12 protein-coding genes are annotated in these 18,252 nt (G+C 61.4%); 10 read left to right on the top strand and 2 right to left on the bottom strand.

Features of this window, described 5'->3' with window-relative positions; genetic code table 11:
* The first annotated feature begins 85 nt into the window (after positions 1-85).
* The 7 genes from aspA to AYR47_RS06475 all read left to right on the top strand — a co-directional run bounded on the left by aspA (position 86) and on the right by AYR47_RS06475 (position 12,426).
* Complete coding sequence (aspA, locus tag AYR47_RS06445) at positions 86-1,510, top strand: aspartate ammonia-lyase (protein ID WP_028618519.1); 1,425 nt, start codon at positions 86-88, stop codon at positions 1,508-1,510.
* Positions 1,511-1,890: 380 nt separating this feature from the next.
* Complete coding sequence (locus AYR47_RS06450) at positions 1,891-3,336, top strand: alanine/glycine:cation symporter family protein (protein WP_033897265.1); 1,446 nt, start codon at positions 1,891-1,893, stop codon at positions 3,334-3,336.
* Positions 3,337-3,413: 77 nt separating this feature from the next.
* Entirely contained in the window at positions 3,414-4,391 is a 978-nt protein-coding gene (locus AYR47_RS06455; RefSeq protein WP_061434651.1) for an asparaginase, read from the top strand.
* A gap of 110 nt (positions 4,392-4,501) precedes the next feature.
* Positions 4,502-9,121, top strand: coding sequence for a dermonecrotic toxin domain-containing protein (locus tag AYR47_RS06460; protein WP_061434653.1), 4,620 nt, complete (start codon positions 4,502-4,504; stop codon positions 9,119-9,121).
* A gap of 62 nt (positions 9,122-9,183) precedes the next feature.
* Positions 9,184-10,176 carry an AraC family transcriptional regulator gene (locus AYR47_RS06465; RefSeq protein WP_033897262.1) on the top strand — a complete coding sequence of 331 codons (993 nt, stop codon included), beginning with the start codon at positions 9,184-9,186 and terminating at the stop codon, positions 10,174-10,176.
* Between the two features lie 121 nt (positions 10,177-10,297).
* A complete protein-coding gene (locus AYR47_RS06470) occupies positions 10,298-11,338 on the top strand; it encodes a histone deacetylase family protein (RefSeq protein ID WP_061434655.1) in 1,041 nt (346 codons plus the stop codon).
* The gene (locus AYR47_RS06475; RefSeq protein ID WP_061434656.1) at positions 11,335-12,426 is read left to right on the top strand and encodes a polyamine ABC transporter substrate-binding protein; all 1,092 of its coding nucleotides are present in this window, start codon (positions 11,335-11,337) and stop codon (positions 12,424-12,426) included. The genes AYR47_RS06470 and AYR47_RS06475 overlap by 4 nt, the downstream gene beginning before the upstream one ends.
* On the opposite strand, the gene AYR47_RS06480 is transcribed toward AYR47_RS06475, so the two are convergent.
* Entirely contained in the window at positions 12,410-14,719 is a 2,310-nt protein-coding gene (locus tag AYR47_RS06480; RefSeq protein ID WP_061434658.1) for a hypothetical protein, read from the bottom strand. The two genes, AYR47_RS06475 and AYR47_RS06480, sit on opposite strands and share 17 nt — an antisense overlap.
* An 87-nt stretch (positions 14,720-14,806) precedes the next feature.
* Positions 14,807-16,351: a MocR-like pyridoxine biosynthesis transcription factor PdxR gene (gene pdxR, locus AYR47_RS06485; protein WP_033897258.1), complete on the bottom strand. Its 1,545-nt coding sequence runs from the start codon at positions 16,349-16,351 to the stop codon at positions 14,807-14,809.
* Positions 16,352-16,438: 87 nt separating this feature from the next.
* On the opposite strand from pdxR, the gene AYR47_RS06490 reads away from it, so the two are divergent.
* The 3 genes from AYR47_RS06490 to AYR47_RS06500 are packed head-to-tail and all read left to right on the top strand — an operon-like array spanning position 16,439 to position 18,211.
* Positions 16,439-17,077, top strand: coding sequence for an FMN-binding negative transcriptional regulator (locus AYR47_RS06490; RefSeq protein WP_033897257.1), 639 nt, complete (start codon positions 16,439-16,441; stop codon positions 17,075-17,077).
* Positions 17,074-17,520: a GNAT family N-acetyltransferase gene (locus AYR47_RS06495; protein ID WP_061434660.1), complete on the top strand. Its 447-nt coding sequence runs from the start codon at positions 17,074-17,076 to the stop codon at positions 17,518-17,520. The genes AYR47_RS06490 and AYR47_RS06495 overlap by 4 nt, the downstream gene beginning before the upstream one ends.
* A 10-nt stretch (positions 17,521-17,530) precedes the next feature.
* Positions 17,531-18,211 (top strand): GNAT family N-acetyltransferase, encoded by a 681-nt coding sequence (locus AYR47_RS06500; RefSeq protein WP_061434662.1) that lies wholly within the window; start codon positions 17,531-17,533, stop codon positions 18,209-18,211.
* Positions 18,212-18,252 lie beyond the last annotated feature (41 nt).

Genomic DNA, 18,252 nt, shown 5'->3' on the forward strand with positions numbered 1-18,252 from the left:
AACAGCATTGGCCCAAAAACTTCCACAAGCCTAGCATTCGCAGCGTTCCGGCCAGTTCCGGGTCCCTATCGAGATGATTTCCGTCATGTCCTCTGCTGCATCATTCCGTACCGAAAAAGACCTGCTTGGCGTACTCGAAGTACCGGCTCAAGCGTATTACGGCATCCAGACCCTGCGAGCGGTGAACAACTTCCGTCTCTCGGGCGTTCCGATTTCGCATTACCCGAAATTGGTGGTCGGTCTGGCAATGGTCAAGCAAGCGGCGGCTGACGCCAACCGCGAGCTGGGTCAGCTCAGCGAAGCCAAGCACGCTGCCATCAGCGAAGCCTGTGCCCGTCTGATCCGCGGCGATTTCCACGAAGAGTTCGTGGTGGACATGATTCAAGGCGGCGCCGGCACTTCAACCAACATGAATGCCAACGAAGTCATCGCCAACATCGCGTTGGAGGCCATGGGCCACAACAAGGGCGAGTACCAGTACCTGCACCCGAACAACGACGTGAACATGGCGCAGTCGACCAACGACGCCTACCCGACCGCGATCCGACTGGGTCTGCTGCTGGGCCATGACGCGCTGCTGGCCAGCCTCGACAGCCTGATCCAGGCCTTCGCCGCCAAAGGCGTCGAATTCGGCCACGTGCTGAAAATGGGCCGCACCCAATTGCAAGACGCCGTGCCGATGACCCTCGGCCAGGAATTCCGCGCCTTCGCCACCACCCTGAGCGAAGACCTGGCCCGCCTGAAAACCCTGGCGCCAGAGCTGTTGACCGAAGTGAACCTGGGCGGCACCGCCATCGGCACCGGCATCAACGCCGACCCGCGCTATCAGGCACTGGCCGTGCAACGCCTGGCCACTATCAGCGGACAGCCGCTGGTGCCGGCCGCCGACCTGATCGAAGCTACCTCCGACATGGGCGCCTTCGTGCTGTTCTCCGGCATGCTCAAGCGTACCGCCGTAAAGCTGTCGAAGATCTGCAACGACCTGCGCCTGCTGTCCAGCGGCCCACGTACCGGGATCAACGAGATCAACCTGCCGGCCCGTCAGCCAGGCAGCTCGATCATGCCCGGCAAGGTCAACCCAGTGATCCCGGAAGCCGTGAACCAGGTGGCATTCCAAGTGATCGGCAACGACCTGGCCCTGACCATGGCAGCCGAAGGCGGCCAACTGCAACTGAACGTGATGGAGCCGCTGATCGCCTTCAAGATCTTCGATTCGATCCGCCTGCTGCAACGCGCCATGGACATGCTGCGCGAGCACTGCATCGTCGGCATCACCGCCAACGAAGCGCGCTGCCGCGAACTGGTCGAGCACTCCATCGGCCTGGTCACTGCACTGAACCCGTACATCGGCTATGAGAACGCCACCCGCATCGCCCGTATCGCTCTTGAAAGCGGCCGTGGCGTGCTGGAATTGGTGCGTGAAGAAGGCTTGCTCGACGACGCCATGCTCGACGACATCCTGCGTCCCGAAAACATGATTGCCCCACGCTTGGTTCCCCTGAAGGCCTAAGCGTTTGTTGCACCGCTCACCAGGTTGAGGGACTAGACACCTCTCACCTTTTGAGGGCCTGAAGGCTCGTTCTTCAGGCCCTTTTTTTTGCCTCAAGGTTGTGAAATGACGCCCATAAAAAATCCAATATCGCCCTGCATGCCCACCTCAGTGCTGAAACCTTTAATCGCCCCGTGCAGACGGATCACGCGCTCCTAGGTATAGTGCCGCCCCTCTTCGCGTCTGCGGCCGTCGGTAACGAGGCCCGGATACAGCGCGAAACCGCATGAATAACAACCCGCAAAAGGATTGGGGTCGAACTGCCGCGCACTGCCTGGTGCCAAGCGGCGTGGTCGGACCGTCCTGCGTTTGCCATTAGAAAAATCAGCGAGGAACACTCCATGCTCGAAGTCATCAACGACTTCCTCTCAGGGAAAGTACTGATCGTGCTCATTGTCGGGCTCGGCGGTTATTTCACGATTCGCTCGCGTTTCGTTCAACTGCGTCACTTTTTCCACATGTTCTCGGTGTTCAAAGACAGCCTGAAGAGCAGCTCCGACCAACTCAGCTCGTTCCAGGCGCTGATGCTCAGCCTGGCTGGCCGCGTGGGTGCCGGTAACATCGCCGGCGTCGGCATTGCCGTGACCCTGGGTGGCCCCGGTGCCGTGTTCTGGATGTGGGTCACCGCGCTGGTAGGCATGTCGTCGAGCTTCATCGAGTGCTCCCTCGGCCAGTTGTACAAGCGCACTGACGCAGAAGGCACCTACCGTGGTGGTCCGGCGTATTACATTCAGCACGGCTTGCAGAAGCGCTGGCTGGGTATGGTCATGGCCTTCCTGTTGCTGGTGACCTTCGGTTTTGCCTTCAACGGCCTGCAAGCCCACGCCGTGACCCACTCGCTGAACAACGCTTTCGGCCTGGACACCACCTACACCGGCCTCGCGCTGGCTGTGCTGTTGGGCCTGGTGTTCATCGGCGGGATCAAGCGTATTGCGTCGATTGCCGACCTGCTGGTGCCAGTCAAGACCCTGGTCTACATCGCAGTGACCCTGTACGTGATCGTGCTGCAATTCGACCACGTGCCGGCCATGCTCGCGACCATCGTCAAGAGCGCCTTCGGCCTCGACCAAGCCTTCGGTGGCCTGGTGGGCAGTGCGATCATCATGGGCGTGAAGCGCGGCGTGTTCGCCAACGAAGCTGGTCTGGGCAGTGCGCCTAACGTGGCGGCGGTGGCTTCTGTAGAGCACCCGATTGCCCAGGGCGTGGTCCAGGCGTTCAGCGTGTTCCTCGACACCTTCGTGATCTGCACCTGTACCGCGCTGCTGATCCTGCTCTCCGGTTTCTACACCCCAGGCTTTGAAGGCGACGGCATTGCCCTGACCCAGAACTCCCTGGCCGCTGTAGTCGGTGACTGGGGCCGCATGTTCATCTCCGTGGCCCTGGCGTTGTTCGTGTTCACCTCGATCATGTACAACTACTACCTCGGCGAGAGCAACCTGCGCTTCCTGGTGGGCAACAACCGCAAGGTGCTGATGGGCTACCGCGCGCTGGTGCTGGTGCTGATTTTCTGGGGTTCCATCGAGAACCTGAGCACCGTGTTCGCCTTCGCCGACATCACCATGACCCTGCTCGCGTTCGTCAACCTGTTCGCCCTGGCGTTCCTGTTCAAGATCGCCATGCGCATCCTGAACGACTACGACAACCAGCGCGCGGCAGGCATCAAGACGCCGGTGTTCGACTCCAGCCAGTTCCCTGACCTGGACCTGGACCGCAAGGCCTGGCCGGCCAATCCGGCAAAACCGGATGCAGCGCCATCCGCTGAACTGAACGCTCAAGCCCAGCGCTGAGTGTAGGTAGATGACACGCCGCACGACCTTGGGCATGCTCGGGGCCGTGCGGCGTTTTTCGTTCAGGAGAAAATTCGATGTCCCCATCTAGCAACGTCATGGTGCTCTACACCGGCGGCACCATTGGCATGCAGGCCAGCGCCAATGGCCTGGCCCCGGCCTCCGGTTTCGAAGCGCGTATGCGTGAGCAGCTCGGCAATCAAGCGCTACCCGCCTGGCGCTTCCAGGAAATGGCCCCGCTGATCGACAGCGCCAACATGACTCCCGCCTACTGGCAGCGCCTGCGCACCGCCGTGGTCGAGGCCGTTGATGAGGGCTGCGATGGCGTACTGATCCTGCACGGCACCGACACCCTGGCCTACAGCGCGGCGGCCATGAGCTTCCAGCTGCTGGGCCTGCTGGCGCCGGTGGTGTTCACCGGCTCCATGCTGCCAGCCGGCGTGCCCGACAGCGATGCCTGGGAAAACGTCAGTGGCGCGTTGCAGGCGTTGGGCGTAGGCCTGGCGCCGGGTGTGCACCTGTACTTCCACGGCGCAATGATGGCGCCCACCCGCTGCGCGAAAATCCGCAGCTTCGGCCGCAACCCGTTCGCGGCGTTGAACCGCCAGGGCGGCGCTGACCCTGTCGATGCCATTCCACACGCCCTGAATTACCGTCAGCCCAAAGCTCTGGCTTACGTCGGCGTGCTGCCGTTGGTGCCGGGCATCGGCGCGGCCCAACTGGACGCAGTGATCGGCAGCGGCATCCAGGCGCTGATCCTCGAATGCTTCGGCAGCGGCACCGGGCCGAGCGACAACCCGCAGTTCCTCGCCAGCCTGCAACACGCGCAGGACAACGGGATCGTGGTGGTGGCCATCACCCAGTGCCATGAAGGCGGCGTTGAGTTGGATGTCTACGAGGCCGGTAGCCGCCTGCGTGGCGTCGGTGTGTTGTCCGGTGGCGGCATGACCCGTGAAGCGGCATTCGGCAAGCTCAACGCACTGCTCGGCGCCGGGCTCGACAGCCAGGAAGTGCGCCGCCTGGTGGAACTGGACCTGTGCGGCGAACTGCGCTGAATAGCCGGCCTACATAAGCACCACCGCGCCTGGCATAGGGCTTTCTAGCATGGCAACACCCCAGACCTCTCCTGGGGCTGTTGCCATTCTTTCGCCTGTCAGGACGCGCCATGACCACACCCTCGTCAACCTATTCCCACCAAACCCTCACCGATACGCTCGTCACGCAAATGTCCACCGGACCGGCGTTTCGCGAAGTGGCCGCCACGCTGCTGCGCGAGCAATTGAAGGACTTGTACCCCACCCTCGACATCGACCCGAACGTGACCATGGTGGGCGCCCCGCTCTGGGGCATTGACGATGGCCACGTCGTACCCGTCGACCGCCACTACCAGGCGCTTACCGATATCCTCGCGGCCCAGGCGGTGCTGGCAGTGCCCGCGCTGTATATCGAAGGTGAACACTTCCTGACCCAACTGCCGATCATTGAGCCGGCGGTGCACTTACCAGTGCGCATCCTCGACATCGCTGGCCTCATCAACATGCTGGCACCGGTGATGTTGCGCGCTTATCAACAGGCGCAGATGGAGTACTGGAACGCTTCGGAGGCCGATAGCGGGCCGCGCTGGCACGCGTTGTCCACAACGCTGCGTGATTTCTGGAATGTACAGCAGGCCGGCGGTTTGAGTGACGACGAATGCGAAATGGCACGCCAGTTATACCGCACGCCGGACTACGCACAACGCAGCCTCAACGACCCACAGGCCGTGAAGGCCTATGTGATTGATATCGACCGGATCGACGACGACGGCAAGGTCACTCACCTGGATGAGCATCTGATCAGCGTCTTGATCAGCAAGCGAAACGGCCATGAGGTGATCCTCACCCATTCACTGCTCGGGAGTTTCAAGAAATACACCAACCTTGAGCAACTGGGCCAGGACCTGCCACAACTATTGAGCAGCGCATTGGGGGGGATGAAAGTGCAGTGGCGCCTGGTGGAACCCGGCGGCGATTTTTTCGACTACCTGGCCTGTGCCTTCATCAGCCTTCAGATCATGGCCATTGGCAGTATCAGCTTTTCTGACCTGCGTGAGCCGGGCGCTTCCCAGCAAAGCCTGACACAAGCGCCAACGCCTCAAGCCACGCTCAGTGAGTCCGACTTGCAGCCGTATGTGGATGCCCTGCCCGACTGGCTGACCGAGGCCTCCGCCTCGGACCAGGACGCCTTCTCACGCCATCTCAAGGACCTCGCAACCCTACACAGCTTGAATCGGGGAAAGCGCTATCAAGACGACCTGAGCCCGATCCAGCAATACACCCTGGACCAACTCAACGCCGAGATGCTCAAGGACCACCCCGAAGCCTCGACGCAGTGGCTGGATAACCTTGATATCGTGGTGCGCAGCCCCGTGATCTGGGGCTTGTTCCCGGTGCCCGGACAGTTCGACACCACCCAATTCAGCCTGACCGAGTTGGCCTTGCAGAACCTGATCGCATTGCCCCAGGGCGTCAAAACCCTGCGCCAGCGTAACCCGCAGACACTGCCTGACTGGCTGACCCTCGATTACCTGGAAAGCCTGATCAGCCGTGTCGACATCGGCAACACCTACCCGGCCCAGGTCAAGACAGTACTGTTAGACGATCCCCTGGAATCTGCGCGCCGGCAGTTGCTCTACACCCAGCATTTGCGCATTCAACTGCCGCTGCTGGCCCTGCAATGCAAGATCCGCGACGAAGGTGGGATCAATGAGCAGGGCTATCGCTACATCTGCGCCCTGATGCAGGCCGCCCCCGCCGATCGCGAGGTGGATGGCCAGACTATTGTCATCCGCCCGCTGGGCTTTGTACCGACCCGACGGCTAGACACCACCCCGGACGTGGTCGCCAACATGTTCGTGATCGGCCCCCAGGACATGAGCGCCGGTCCTTGCTTGCTCTATCGGCCGCTGCTCGACAAACCGCTGTCGCAATTTCCGTCACCGGACAATCTGCTCTACGCCCTGCAGCAATCGATAAGCCTGCGCGAATCGGTACTGGCCTGGCTGCCCGACCGCACCCGCGATGACTACGCCCAATTCGTGTTCCCCAACAACCTGCCCTCGCCTTGGGCGGTCGCCACGTTCGTGCTGGACCCGCTCAAGGCCTTGGCGATGAGTGGGCCGGTAAAACTGAGTCAGAACGTCGTGATCGGCGATCTATTTGCCACCCTGTACAACGCCAATGCCAACGCCCTGGTAACCCTGGCTGACCGGCAATCGGTGTCCAATACCGAGGCACGCTGGGCCACGTTCAAGCGCATAGGCTGGGCAATCTTCAACGCCGCCCTGCCGTTTCTCGGGCGCATCACGGGCACGGCGGCCTGGATCTGGCAGATCATGGAGCAACTGCAAGACGTGGTCGACGCCAAGGCACACCCCGAGCAGGCGTCGCCCTGGGCCGCCCTCGCCGACCTGCTGCTGAACATCGGCATGGCCATCACCCTGCACTGCGTTACCCATCGCTCGCCGGGCCTGGCAAACAAAGAAAAACCCTTGCCGATAGCACGTCCTCAACCGCCAACCCGGCTAAAACCGGAAATTGTCCGCAAACTCGCGACGATCAGCTCCGACACCCTGGGGCCACACGACCGTCCCCTGTATATCAGTGGCGCGGTCAACCGCACACCGACGCGACTGGCCACCGTGCTGGACAGTTTCAAAGTGACCAAACCCGACACGCTCGGCGCCGTCAACGACAAGGCAGGGGCCCATCAACATCTGTATCGCGGCGGCCAACACTGGTATGCCCCCGTGGGTACACGCTGGTTCCAGGTGCTGGTGGATGAGAACGACACCGTCTTGATTGCCGACCCCACCCGCCCCGAACGCACCGGCCCGCCCTTGATCCACAACAGCCAGGGCCAATGGTTTGTCGATACGCGCCTGCGCCTACGCGGTGGAGGCCCCAAGCTCATGACCCAGAAGGCCCGGGACCTGGCCAAGAAAAAGGCCGATGAACTGCGCGAGAAACTCAAGGCCTTCGAAAACCGCAAGAAAACCGCACAGGGCGAGTTGCAACGGGCCCGCAGTGAATTGGACGAAGGTCCCTCCACATCGGTCGATACCCTCCGGCGCACCTACATCCGGACCCTGGAGACCCAGCGCACGGAATACGAGTCAGCCCTGCAAATGCTCAAGGAGATGCACATTCACGAGCCCAGCGCCGAATACGCGCCAAAGGCCCTCAGCTACATCAAAGTCCAGACCAAAATGACCCAGGCAGCGATGGCCGAAATCCTCGTCAACTTCACGCCCAAATGGCGCACCGTGTACGAACAACTGCAACACCAGGCCAAAACCGCCCAAGCGCGTCCGGTTGAAGACTTCCGCGAAATGCGCGACCTGACCGGAAGGCTGCTGATTCAGTTGGAGTACATGCACGGCCGCTTCACAGAGCTCAAAAGCCTGGGCAAAGACGGCGCGCTGCTCTTGAGCACCCTGAAAAGCACAATGCCGGTGTATACACCTGATGACCTCAGGGCAATCCGCGTGACGCTCAACCGCAACCTGTGTCTACCCCGGTACACGTTTACCACCGAGCCCGCCGCCTGGGTGGAAATCGATCGGATCATCGACACCGCAGACATCGCCGTTCAATGCTTGCATGACACACTGAAGGAGAGCAGTGACCGCCGGCTGGACGAGCGCATTGACACCTTGAGCAACCTGATCGAGCAATTCCAGTTGATTGACGAGCGCTTGCAAGACTTTCCCGTGGAGTTCTCCGAGAACGCCATCACCGATCAACTGCTCGAAGTGCGGGGAGAATTGACTTACCTCCAGCGGCGCGCCGTCAAAACCCTAGGGGTACTGAGTACGCAAAGAAGTTTGTTCAGAAGCCGCCCCACCCCGCCGTCGACCCCACCGCGCCCGGCGAAACAATTTATCCATACGCGTTACCATGGCCTGCTGATCGGCGAACCGCGCCTGAGCAGTGTCGGCCTGGAAACCGGTCTGGTGGATATTCGCTCACCGCTGACCAATCAGATCCTGTCCACTTACCATGAGAAAAGCAAAGGGGTTTGGGTGGTGCGCGAGCGAACCCCGCCTCCATCCAGAGAGCCGGTGGTATTGGACATACAGCTCAGTATCAACCAGGGCCAGGCATTGCTGGACGGGTTACCGACTTTTCTGGCACGGGCCAAAACCCACGCCAATCAGGCCGACCGTGCACCTTTCGGCATTGAGTACCTGTATCACCAGCATGCCCGGCAACTGGAGCAGGCCATCAGTACCATCGAACAGGCTCTGACACAGCACAACATCACCGAAATCGATGTCTTATCGACCTCTGCCAGCGGCGTGACCAAAGCCCTCGATGCAGCCCTGATCGACCTCAACCAACAGAGCAATCAGCTGGTGCAGAGAACGCTCAAAGCCTACCCGCCCACCGTGTCAGGTCTTGAATGGCTCAAACATCACAACGTGATCACGATCAAAAAGACCCAGGCTCGCCGCCGAATCAAAGGCGCCAAGCCGGATTATCTGGATGAGTACACCATCATCGACCGCGGCAATGACAAGGTGCTTTGGTACGCGCATTTTCACTACAGCACCGATTGGACGCCGGACAAAGCCTACCTGTCTGCCCGGCTGAAAACCCCGGCGGAGCACGCTCTCGGCGCTGCCGCCGATTCGACGAAAGGTCTGGACCGCAAGCAAGCCATCGCGTTCTACCGCAGCGAAATCAGCCTGGAAAAAGCCCGTGAGTTGTTTTTCGATCGGCCAAAATCCACGTCAAGTACCTGATCGCAGCATGGGCCGGCATGTAACTTGCTGCCCAACCGGTACCTCTTGGCGCCGGTCTCTCTATGCTGCATTCACACCTGACCACCCTCAACGCCGTGTCCCTGGTCCTGACTACCTTCCAGGACCAGGGCCTGGCGAGCAATGTCTTGCTGGCCGGCAGCGGCATTAGCCTGGCCGACCTGCGCCATGCCGACACACGTATCACCACCTGCCAGGAGATGCGTGTGTGCGCCAATGCCGTAGCCTTGCGCCAGGACATTGGCCTGGATCTGGGCCAGCGCATGCATGTGTCGAGCTACGGTCTGCTCGGCTACGCGCTGCTCACCAGTGCCACCTTAGGTGACGCTTTGCGCCTGGCGTTGCGCTACCCGGCGCTGTTGGGAACACTTTTCGCACTGAGCCTGGTGGAAGATGGCCAGCAGGTCTGGCTGACCGCTGGTGACTATCGGGAAGACCCTGCGCTGGCGGCGTTCAATGTGGAGTTTTGCCTGGTGTCGCTGAAGGTGATCTGCGATGACTTGCTCGGCTGCGCGTTACCCCTGCATGAGGCACGCTTCGACTACCGGGCGCCGGTTTACCAAGCCCGTTACGCCGAGCGCTTCGACTGTCCGTTGCGTTTCGACGCCCCGGCCAATGGCTTTGCCTTCGATCAGGAGTGGCTTGCACGCCCCCTGCCCCTGGCCGACGCCATCACCCATCGGGCCATGGCCGAACGCTGCCGCAAACAAAACTCCGAGTTCACCGGACGTCAGGCCTGGCTCAATCGCGTACGCCAATTGCTGGCCGACCAACTGCACGCCGCGCCAGGCCTGGATGGCCTGGCGGCGCAGATGAACTGTTCGGCGCGTACATTGCGTCGACACTTACAGGCCTTGGGTTGCAGCTATCAGCAATTACTTGACGAGTTGCGCTTTGAGCAAGCCAAGCAATGGCTGGCACAAGACCAGATGCCGATTCACAAGATCGCCGAACAACTGGGCTTTAGCGAAACCGCCAGTTTTCGCCACGCATTTGTGCGTTGGAGTGGTGTGGCGCCCAGCCTTATGCGCCATTAACGGGCGATTTACGGTCAAAGCCAATGGCCATATTTATCCCCTTCTGGCCGCTCCTGCCGTTCTCATGATCGCGGTGTGACGCAACACTGCAAGCACAACAACGAGCCTGCGGGGAGCACCCATGCTGACGATCTACTCCGACGATCACCACCTGCACCACGGACGCTGCGAACTGATGGACGGGCAGTTGATGCCCTGCTTCGAAATGCCGTCCCGCGCCGACCATGTGCTGCAACGGGTCAAAGACCGCGACCTCGGCCCGGTGCAGGCGCCGCAGGACTTCGGCCTGGCGCCGCTGCAACGCATCCATAGCCGCGACTACCTCGACTTTTTCAAAGGTGCATGGGATCGCTGGACGGAATACGGCCAGGACGGCGACCTGTTGCCCTACACCTGGCCCGCCCGCACCCTGCGCCGCGTCTTGCCCACCAGCCTTCACGGCCAACTCGGTTACTACAGCTTCGACGGCGGCGCGCCGATCACCGCCGGCACCTGGCAAGCGGCATACAGCGCGGCGCAAGTGGCACTGACCGCACAGCAGGCGATCCAACAAGGCGCCCGCAGTGCCTTCGCGTTATGCCGCCCGCCGGGACATCACGCCGCCAGCGACTTGATGGGCGGCTATTGCTACCTCAACAACGCAGCCATCGCAGCTCAGGCGTTTCTCGACCAGGGCCACAAAAAGGTCGCAATCATCGACGTGGACTACCACCACGGCAACGGTACCCAATCGATCTTCTATGAACGCAGCGACGTGCTGTTCACGTCGATCCACGGTCACCCGGAGGCGGAGTTCCCGTTCTTCCTCGGCTATGCCGACGAGTTGGGCGAAGGCGCCGGGGCAGGGTTCAACTTCAACTATCCTTTGCCCGCAGGCTCCGGTTGGGAGCAGTGGAGTGCAGCCCTCGAAGAAGCCTGCCTAGAGACCGAACGCTACAGCGCCGACATCATTGTGGTGTCCCTGGGCGTGGACACCTTCAAGGACGATCCCATTTCACAGTTCAAGCTCGACAGCCCGGATTACCTGGCCATGGGCCAACGCCTCGCACGCCTGGGCAAACCGACGCTGTTCGTGATGGAAGGCGGCTACGCCGTCGAAGAAATCGGCGTCAACGCCGTCAATGTGCTCGAAGGTTTCGAACAAGAAGGAGCGACCCGATGAAGCTGCTCACCACCCTCGCCCTGTGCGCCGCCGTCTTGAGCGGCGCCGTCCAGGCCGAAGAAAAAACCCTCAAGGTCTACAACTGGTTCGACTACATCACCCCCAAGGCGCTGGAAGATTTCAAGGCGCAGAACCCGCAGATCAAACTGGTCTACGACATCTTCGACACCAACGAAGCCCTGGAAGCCAAGCTGCTCACCGGCAACTCCGGCTACGACGTGGTGGTGCCGTCCAACGTGTTCCTCGCCAAGCAGATCGAAGCCGGCGTGTTCCAGCCTTTGGACCGCAGCCAGTTACCCAACTGGAACCACCTCGATCCCAAGCTGATGAAGCTGATCGAGGCCAACGACCCCGGCAACAAATTCGCCGTGCCCTACATGTACGGCACTATCCTGATCGGCTTCAACCCCGACAAGGTCAAGGCCGTGCTAGGGCCAAACGCGCCGGTGGACAGCTGGGACCTGATCTTCAAGGAAGAGAACATCAGCAAGCTCAAGCAATGTGGCGTGGCCTTGCTCGATTCGCCGTCGGAGATCCTGCCGCTGGCCCTGCAGCACCTGGGCCTGGACCCCAACAGCAGCAACCCCAAGGATTACGTCAAGGCTGAAGCGCTGCTGATGAAGATCCGCCCGTACATCACCTATTTCCACTCCTCCAAGTACATGGCCGATATCGCCAACGGCGACATCTGCGTGGCCGTGGGGTATTCCGGCAGCTTTTCCCAGGCAGCCAACCGCGCCAAGGACGCCAAGAACGGCGTGAACGTCGACATGCGCCTGCCCAAGGAAGGCGCGCCGATCTGGTTCGACATGCTCGCCATCCCAAAGGGCGCGCAAAACCCGCAAGACGCCTACACCTTTATCAACTACCTGCTGCAACCCCAGGTGATTGCGCCCATCAGCGATTTTGTCGGTTATCCGAACCCAAACAAGGATGCGACCGAGCAGGTCGACCCGTCGATTCGCAACAACCCCAACCTGTACCCGACCGAAGCGGCGATGGCCACGCTGTATACGTTGAAGCCTTTGGGGCGTGATGCCGAGCGGGCCAGGACACGTGCCTGGACCAAGATCAAGTCGGGGACTTAACCTTGAGGAATAGCTCCCGCCCGGCCGCATTAGTGATCGGCCCACGATAGACCTGGGTGCTACGCCCTGCCGCGCGCTCACTCTGTTCGAAGACACGGCCCAGCCTGCGCTGGGCCGCCGTCTTCAAATGGGCCTTGGTGGGTTGATCGTCGGCCATTTGGAGCGTCGGGTAGTGGAAGTGGGCATACCACAACGGCTTGCTCGCGTCGGTAAGGTCCTGGACTTCGTATTCCTGCAAATAATCCTCCCGACCATCGATAGTCTCCTTCACACGCCCATTGAGCCGGCGGATACGGATGGCGTTCTGCTCCAACAGATACACCATGTCTCCTACTGTCGGCCTGGCAGTGTGCCGGGTCATATCCATGCGCAGGGCACTGCCATAGTCGCGTAGCTGTCGGGCCTGGCTGTACAACACGTCGACCTGCGGGTCATTGCCGCCTGACGCTCGAATATTCAGCGCAGCCGCCTCAAAACTGCGAGCGCTGCGTTCAAGCCTCTCTTCAACGTCAACCGGTAATGCCCCAGGCGTCTGCGCCTGTCGGCTGGCGTCACGCAACAAGGCAGGCGCCGTGGCACTCAGTGTGTTGCCTGCGCGCACCGCCGAATTCAAGCGCGCCAGGTCACGCCGCACCCTGGGTGTTCGTTGCAACTGCCAATGGTCGCGGGCATCGGGGGCGACGTGAGGGCCGAATTGAGTAGGCTGTTGAGCCGTATCGACCAGTTGGTGTTCAATAATGTTTATGTTGAGGGAAACCCGATTATTCGAAAGGACGTTGAAGTGGTTTTCATCCTTGTTGTAGACCACTGCATCGTCGAGCAGATGTAGTCCCTTGTGAACGCCGGACTGGATCAACTGACCCAGCGCGCTTGATGGGCGGCGCAATGCCTGCAGGCGGCGGTCCTGCACCACCGATAAGTCCCCGGAGGCGCCGGCCCAATCACTGTCCATGCGCTTGACCCGCGGGAGCGTATCCAACGCATCGACGGGCGACTCGGCACCGGTGCACACCAGCAACAACGCCAGGTTATGGAGAAGGTGTGTCTCACATTTCCAAGTGGGGGTCGCCTCACAGTCACCCTCAAGGTTACCGCCGACCTGCTTGAGACGCGCGAGGGTGTGCAGAGGGTGTTCGAGCAGCGGTAGCCAGCGCGTGATGCCCGCACGGTAGAACGTCATGAAAGGATCGATCAACGAAGCACGTACCTGCGGTGCGGTTTCCACCTGCTCTATCACCTCGCTTGCTTCTGGCCGTACGACCAACCAGGGGCCCGGCGTGCCTGTCGACGAGCCCACCAGATAACCGCTGCCCTGAGCCAAGGGCCGAAACGTCATCGCGACACCTCGCAAGCGCCGCTGATTCTTGTAGACTTTTACCGCCGCGCGCATCACTCGATACCCTTCATAGGTGACATTGCATCGGCCTTGCAGGCAGCACTCCAAGGTCAGGCGACGCAGATTCAAGGCCAATTGGCGCGCAAAGATGACCTGCGCGGCCGCACCCGCCTCCGTTTCGACATCCAGTTCGGGGCCGCGCGTGCCAACACCTTCGGACTTTTCATGGAACCGAGCCATCGTCTCCAGCCACTGGCTATAGGCCAATCGCCACGCCGGTGAAGCGCCCTTGAGCCAGGAAGGCAACTGCTGCTCCAACTCCTGACGCAGGTTGTCTTGCGGGCGCCCGGTCTGTACAAAACCTGACAATTGTGAGGCCCACATCAGCTGTCGGTCCAAGTCATCCAGGACTGGAAACCGGGACGGGTCCACCCGCGCAACCCGTAGCAGCGCCTGATCCAATGCAGCCAATGCCCACCCCTCGAACACGTTATGTTCCAATCGCTCGGCGTCGGCCAACGCAGGGACGTCGTCGAATGCTTCGAGGCCGTGTGACACAGTGAACACCAGAGGGGTGTCGCCGTCACGGCTGATCACCAGCGCTAGGCAACCGTACCGCGTAGTGACGTAGACCTGAGGTGAGCGTTCTCCTAATCGCTTGTCACGTGCGCCGCTGTCGGGGTAGTCCAGCACGGTATCGACCATCGCGCGCAACGAGGCTTGGGCCAATGACCGACGGGCGACGCGCAGGCGCTGCGCGAGACTTTGCGCCAGTTGACGCCATGGGCCGCCTCGGTGGGCGGGGGGGCCCGCGAAAAACCTGATCAATTGCTCTGCATAGTGTTCGAGCACGTCCTGATATTGCTGGTCGACTTGGGTTTGGCTAATCCCCAGTGACTGAAGGGTGGGGCGCAATGCAAACTGCTGGCAGACGTGCAACCTGAAAGAATCAAACATCATTACTGACCTGGATAAGCGCCCGCAGCACGATGCTGCCGGCTATCCCGGTTCACGGTAGAGGTCCACGCTCGCCTGTGTGGGTACTTAGTTGACGCCCTTCCAGGCCCGGCGCAACCGCGCCAGCGCTGCGGCGATATCGGTTTCGGGCACAGCGGCAAAGCCCAGTACCAGGCCGGCGTGCTGGTCCATCGGCGTGGTGGATTGCGACAGCCAGTAGCCGCTCAAGCCATTGATCTCGACATCCGCCGCATGGGCCTGGGTGAGCAATTGCTGCTCGCGGGCCAGGCTGTCTACGCGGACGGTCACATGCAGCCCAGCCGCTATATTGGGTAGTTCGCCAACACCCTCCAGCCCGCTTGGCCAACCGGCCAACAACGCATTGCGCCGACTCAGGGCAGCCCGACGCATGCGCCGGATGTGGCGTTGGAAATGCCCGGCAGCCATGAACTCGGCCATCACCGCCTGGGTGCTGACCTCGGAGTGGCGCATGTCCACCGCGCGACGCCGGGCGAAGGCATCGACCAGGCCCGGCGGCAACACCAGGTAACCCAGGCGCAATGCCGGAAACGCCACCTTGCCGAAGGTGCCGACATACAGCACACGACCGCTGCGATCCAAGGCCGCCAGCGGCGACAGCGGCGCGCCGGTATAGCGGTACTCGCCGTCGTAATCGTCCTCGATGATCCAGCCCTCCGTGCGTTCGGCCCAGGCCAGCAATTCCAGGCGCCGCGCCAGGCTCATCACCACGCCCATCGGATACTGGTGCGAAGGCGTGACGTACGCCACGCGACAATCCTGCAAGCGGTTGAGCACCTGGCAATCAATGCCCTCGCCGTCCACCGGTACCCCGTGCAATTGCCCGCCAGCCAAAGCAAAGGCATGTCCTGCGGCGCGGTAGCCGGGGTTTTCCACCGCCACGCCATCGCCGGGCTCCACCAGCAGCTGTGCACAAAGGCTGATTGCCTGCTGCGCGCCACTGGTGATCACTATTTGTTCAGCGGTGCACTGCATACCCCGCGAGCTGCGCAGGTAAGCGGCGATTAATCCGCGTAGGCGGTTGTCACCCGCCGGGTCGCCGTAGCACAGTTGCTCCAGGTCCGGCTTACGCCAGAAAGCCCCGTTCAGCTTGGCCCAGACTTCAAAGGGAAACAGATCGAACGCGGGTACGCCCACCCGGAAGGCCCTTGGAGGCCCCGAGGGAGGCAGCGACAGGTGGTTGGTTTTTATCCGCGCCAAACCGGCCCTGTGGACAACTTCTTCGTCCAAATCTTCAGGCAAATTTGCCAGTTTTGTGGATAAGGCTGGGGATAACCCTGTTGAAAACCCTGTGGATACTTTTGTGGATAGTTTTTTGGCGGTGGGTAGCTGAGCGACATAAGTACCGTCCCCTACCCGGCTCTCGATAAACCCTTCCGCGTACAACTGATCATAGGCACGCACCACACTGTTACGCGAGATCGACAGGGCCGCCGCCAAGTCGCGGCTGGCGGGCAAACGCGTCCCACTGACCAATCGCCCATCCAGTACACGCTGGCGCAATGCTTCATACAGCTGACGCGTCAGCCCCTGACGACGATCCAGCTCGATACCGGCGGGGTTGAACGACAACGGCGGCGTGATGGGCGACATATTGGACCTATGAAATTGACATTAGATGGCTCTTACAACAGACCATTAGCCTGCCTAGGATGCAGGCATTCGCCAAGGAATATTTCCATGTACACACCTCGCGCCTTTGCCCTTGAAGATTTGCCCGAATTACAGCAACTGATCCAGCACACCCGCCTGGCGCAGTTGGTGACGGTGGGTGAGCAAGGCCTGCTGGCCAGCCACTTGCCGCTGCTGCTCAACCCCGATGAAGGCCCCCACGGCACCCTCTACGGGCACCTGGCCAAGGCCAACCCGCAGTGGAAGGACCTGCAAAACGGCAGCGAAGCCCTGGTGATCTTTGCCGGCGCCGAGGCCTACATCAGCCCGGCGTTTTACCCGGCCAAGGCCGAACACGGCAAAGTCGTGCCCACCTGGAACTACATCGCCGTGCATGCCTACGGCAAGGCCGAGGTGTTCAGCGATGCCGAGCGTCTGCTCGGCGTGGTCACCGCTCTGACCGACCGCCATGAAGGCGGGCGTGACCAGCCTTGGAAAGTCAGCGACGCGCCGGCCGACTACATTGACGGCATGCTCAAGGCCATTGTCGGCTTTGCCCTGCCGATCGAGCGCCTGATCGGCAAACGCAAACTCAGCCAGAACCGCAGCCCGGCCGACATCGCCGGTGTGCGCGAAGGCCTCGCCGCCAGCCAGGATGTCCGCGACCAGACCCTCGCCCTCTTTATTCCCCAAGGAGTTGCAGAATGAGCCCGATCGATATCCGCCAGGTCACCGCCGACGACCACGCCGCGTGGTTGCCGCTGTGGCAGGCGTACCTTAAGTTCTACAACACCGAGCTGCCGAACGCGGTCAGCCAAAGCACCTGGCAGCGCCTGATCGACGCCCATGAGCCGACCCACTCGGCGCTGGCGTGGCAGGATGGCAAGGCGGTGGGCATGGTCAACTTCATTTACCACCGCTCCAACTGGAGCATCGAGAACTCGTGCTACCTGCAGGACCTGCTGGTTGACCCGGCGCTACGCGGCACTGGCGTGGGCCGCAAGCTCATCGAATTCGTCTACGCCACCGCCAAGGCCGACGGTTGCTGCAAGGTCCACTGGCTGACCCACGAGACCAACGCCACCGCGATCCAGCTGTACGAACGCATCGCCGAACGCCCGGGTTTCATCCAATTTCGCAAAGGTCTTTAAGGAGCGCAGCATGTCCACTTCCCTCGCCGACTGGAAAGGCGTCCCGGCGCCCACCGTGCAACTGCTTGAAGGGCGCTTTATCCGCCTGGAAAAACTCGACCCGGCGCGCCATGGTGATGATCTGTTCCAGGCCCTCCAGGGCCCCGGCGCCGACCCCAAGCTGTGGGACTATTTGCCTTACGGCCCCTTCCCCGAGCGCAGCGCGTTCAATGACTGGCTGAACAACCACGCAGCCAACCGTGACCCGTACTTTTTCAGCGTGATCGACCGTGCCACCGGCCAGGTACAAGGCATCCTCAGCCTGATGTCCATCGTCCCCGAGCAAGGCCGCATCGAAATCGGCCACGTGACCTTTGGCGCGCCGATGCAGCGCTCGCCGAAAAGCACCGAGGCGGTGTACCTGCTGGCCAAGCATGCGTTCGAGCAGGGTTATCGTCGGCTGGAGTGGAAGTGCAACAACGCCAATGGTCGCTCCAAGTACGCGGCTGAACGGCTGGGGTTCAGTTTCGAGGGCGTGTTCCGCCAGCACACGGTGGTGAAGGGCAAGAACCGGGACACGGCGTGGTATTCGATCATCGACGCGGAATGGCCGGCGGTTGGGGCGGGGTTTGAGGCATGGTTGTCGCCAGACAACCTGAACGGTGATCGCCAGTTGAAGACGCTGCTGGAGTGTCGCACCGCGCCTATCTAACTACCACCGGCCCTACACAGGCTTTGCCTTAGGTTCTCCAT

It is taken from the genome of Pseudomonas azotoformans (genome assembly GCF_001579805.1).
GTDB classification, from domain to species: Bacteria; Pseudomonadota; Gammaproteobacteria; order Pseudomonadales; family Pseudomonadaceae; genus Aquipseudomonas; species Aquipseudomonas azotoformans_A.

Bases quoted from the DNA above. Each gene is read 5' to 3' on its own strand.
- aspA (WP_028618519.1), top strand. From the start codon at position 86: ATGTCCTCTGCTGCATCATTCCGTACCGAAAAAGACCTGCTTGGCGTA.
- AYR47_RS06450 (WP_033897265.1), top strand. From the start codon at position 1,891: ATGCTCGAAGTCATCAACGACTTCCTCTCAGGGAAAGTACTGATCGTG.
- AYR47_RS06455 (WP_061434651.1), top strand. From the start codon at position 3,414: ATGTCCCCATCTAGCAACGTCATGGTGCTCTACACCGGCGGCACCATT.
- AYR47_RS06460 (WP_061434653.1), top strand. From the start codon at position 4,502: ATGACCACACCCTCGTCAACCTATTCCCACCAAACCCTCACCGATACG.
- AYR47_RS06465 (WP_033897262.1), top strand. From the start codon at position 9,184: ATGCTGCATTCACACCTGACCACCCTCAACGCCGTGTCCCTGGTCCTG.
- AYR47_RS06470 (WP_061434655.1), top strand. From the start codon at position 10,298: ATGCTGACGATCTACTCCGACGATCACCACCTGCACCACGGACGCTGC.
- AYR47_RS06475 (WP_061434656.1), top strand. From the start codon at position 11,335: ATGAAGCTGCTCACCACCCTCGCCCTGTGCGCCGCCGTCTTGAGCGGC.
- AYR47_RS06480 (WP_061434658.1), bottom strand. From the start codon at position 14,719: ATGTTTGATTCTTTCAGGTTGCACGTCTGCCAGCAGTTTGCATTGCGC.
- pdxR (WP_033897258.1), bottom strand. From the start codon at position 16,351: ATGTCGCCCATCACGCCGCCGTTGTCGTTCAACCCCGCCGGTATCGAG.
- AYR47_RS06490 (WP_033897257.1), top strand. From the start codon at position 16,439: ATGTACACACCTCGCGCCTTTGCCCTTGAAGATTTGCCCGAATTACAG.
- AYR47_RS06495 (WP_061434660.1), top strand. From the start codon at position 17,074: ATGAGCCCGATCGATATCCGCCAGGTCACCGCCGACGACCACGCCGCG.
- AYR47_RS06500 (WP_061434662.1), top strand. From the start codon at position 17,531: ATGTCCACTTCCCTCGCCGACTGGAAAGGCGTCCCGGCGCCCACCGTG.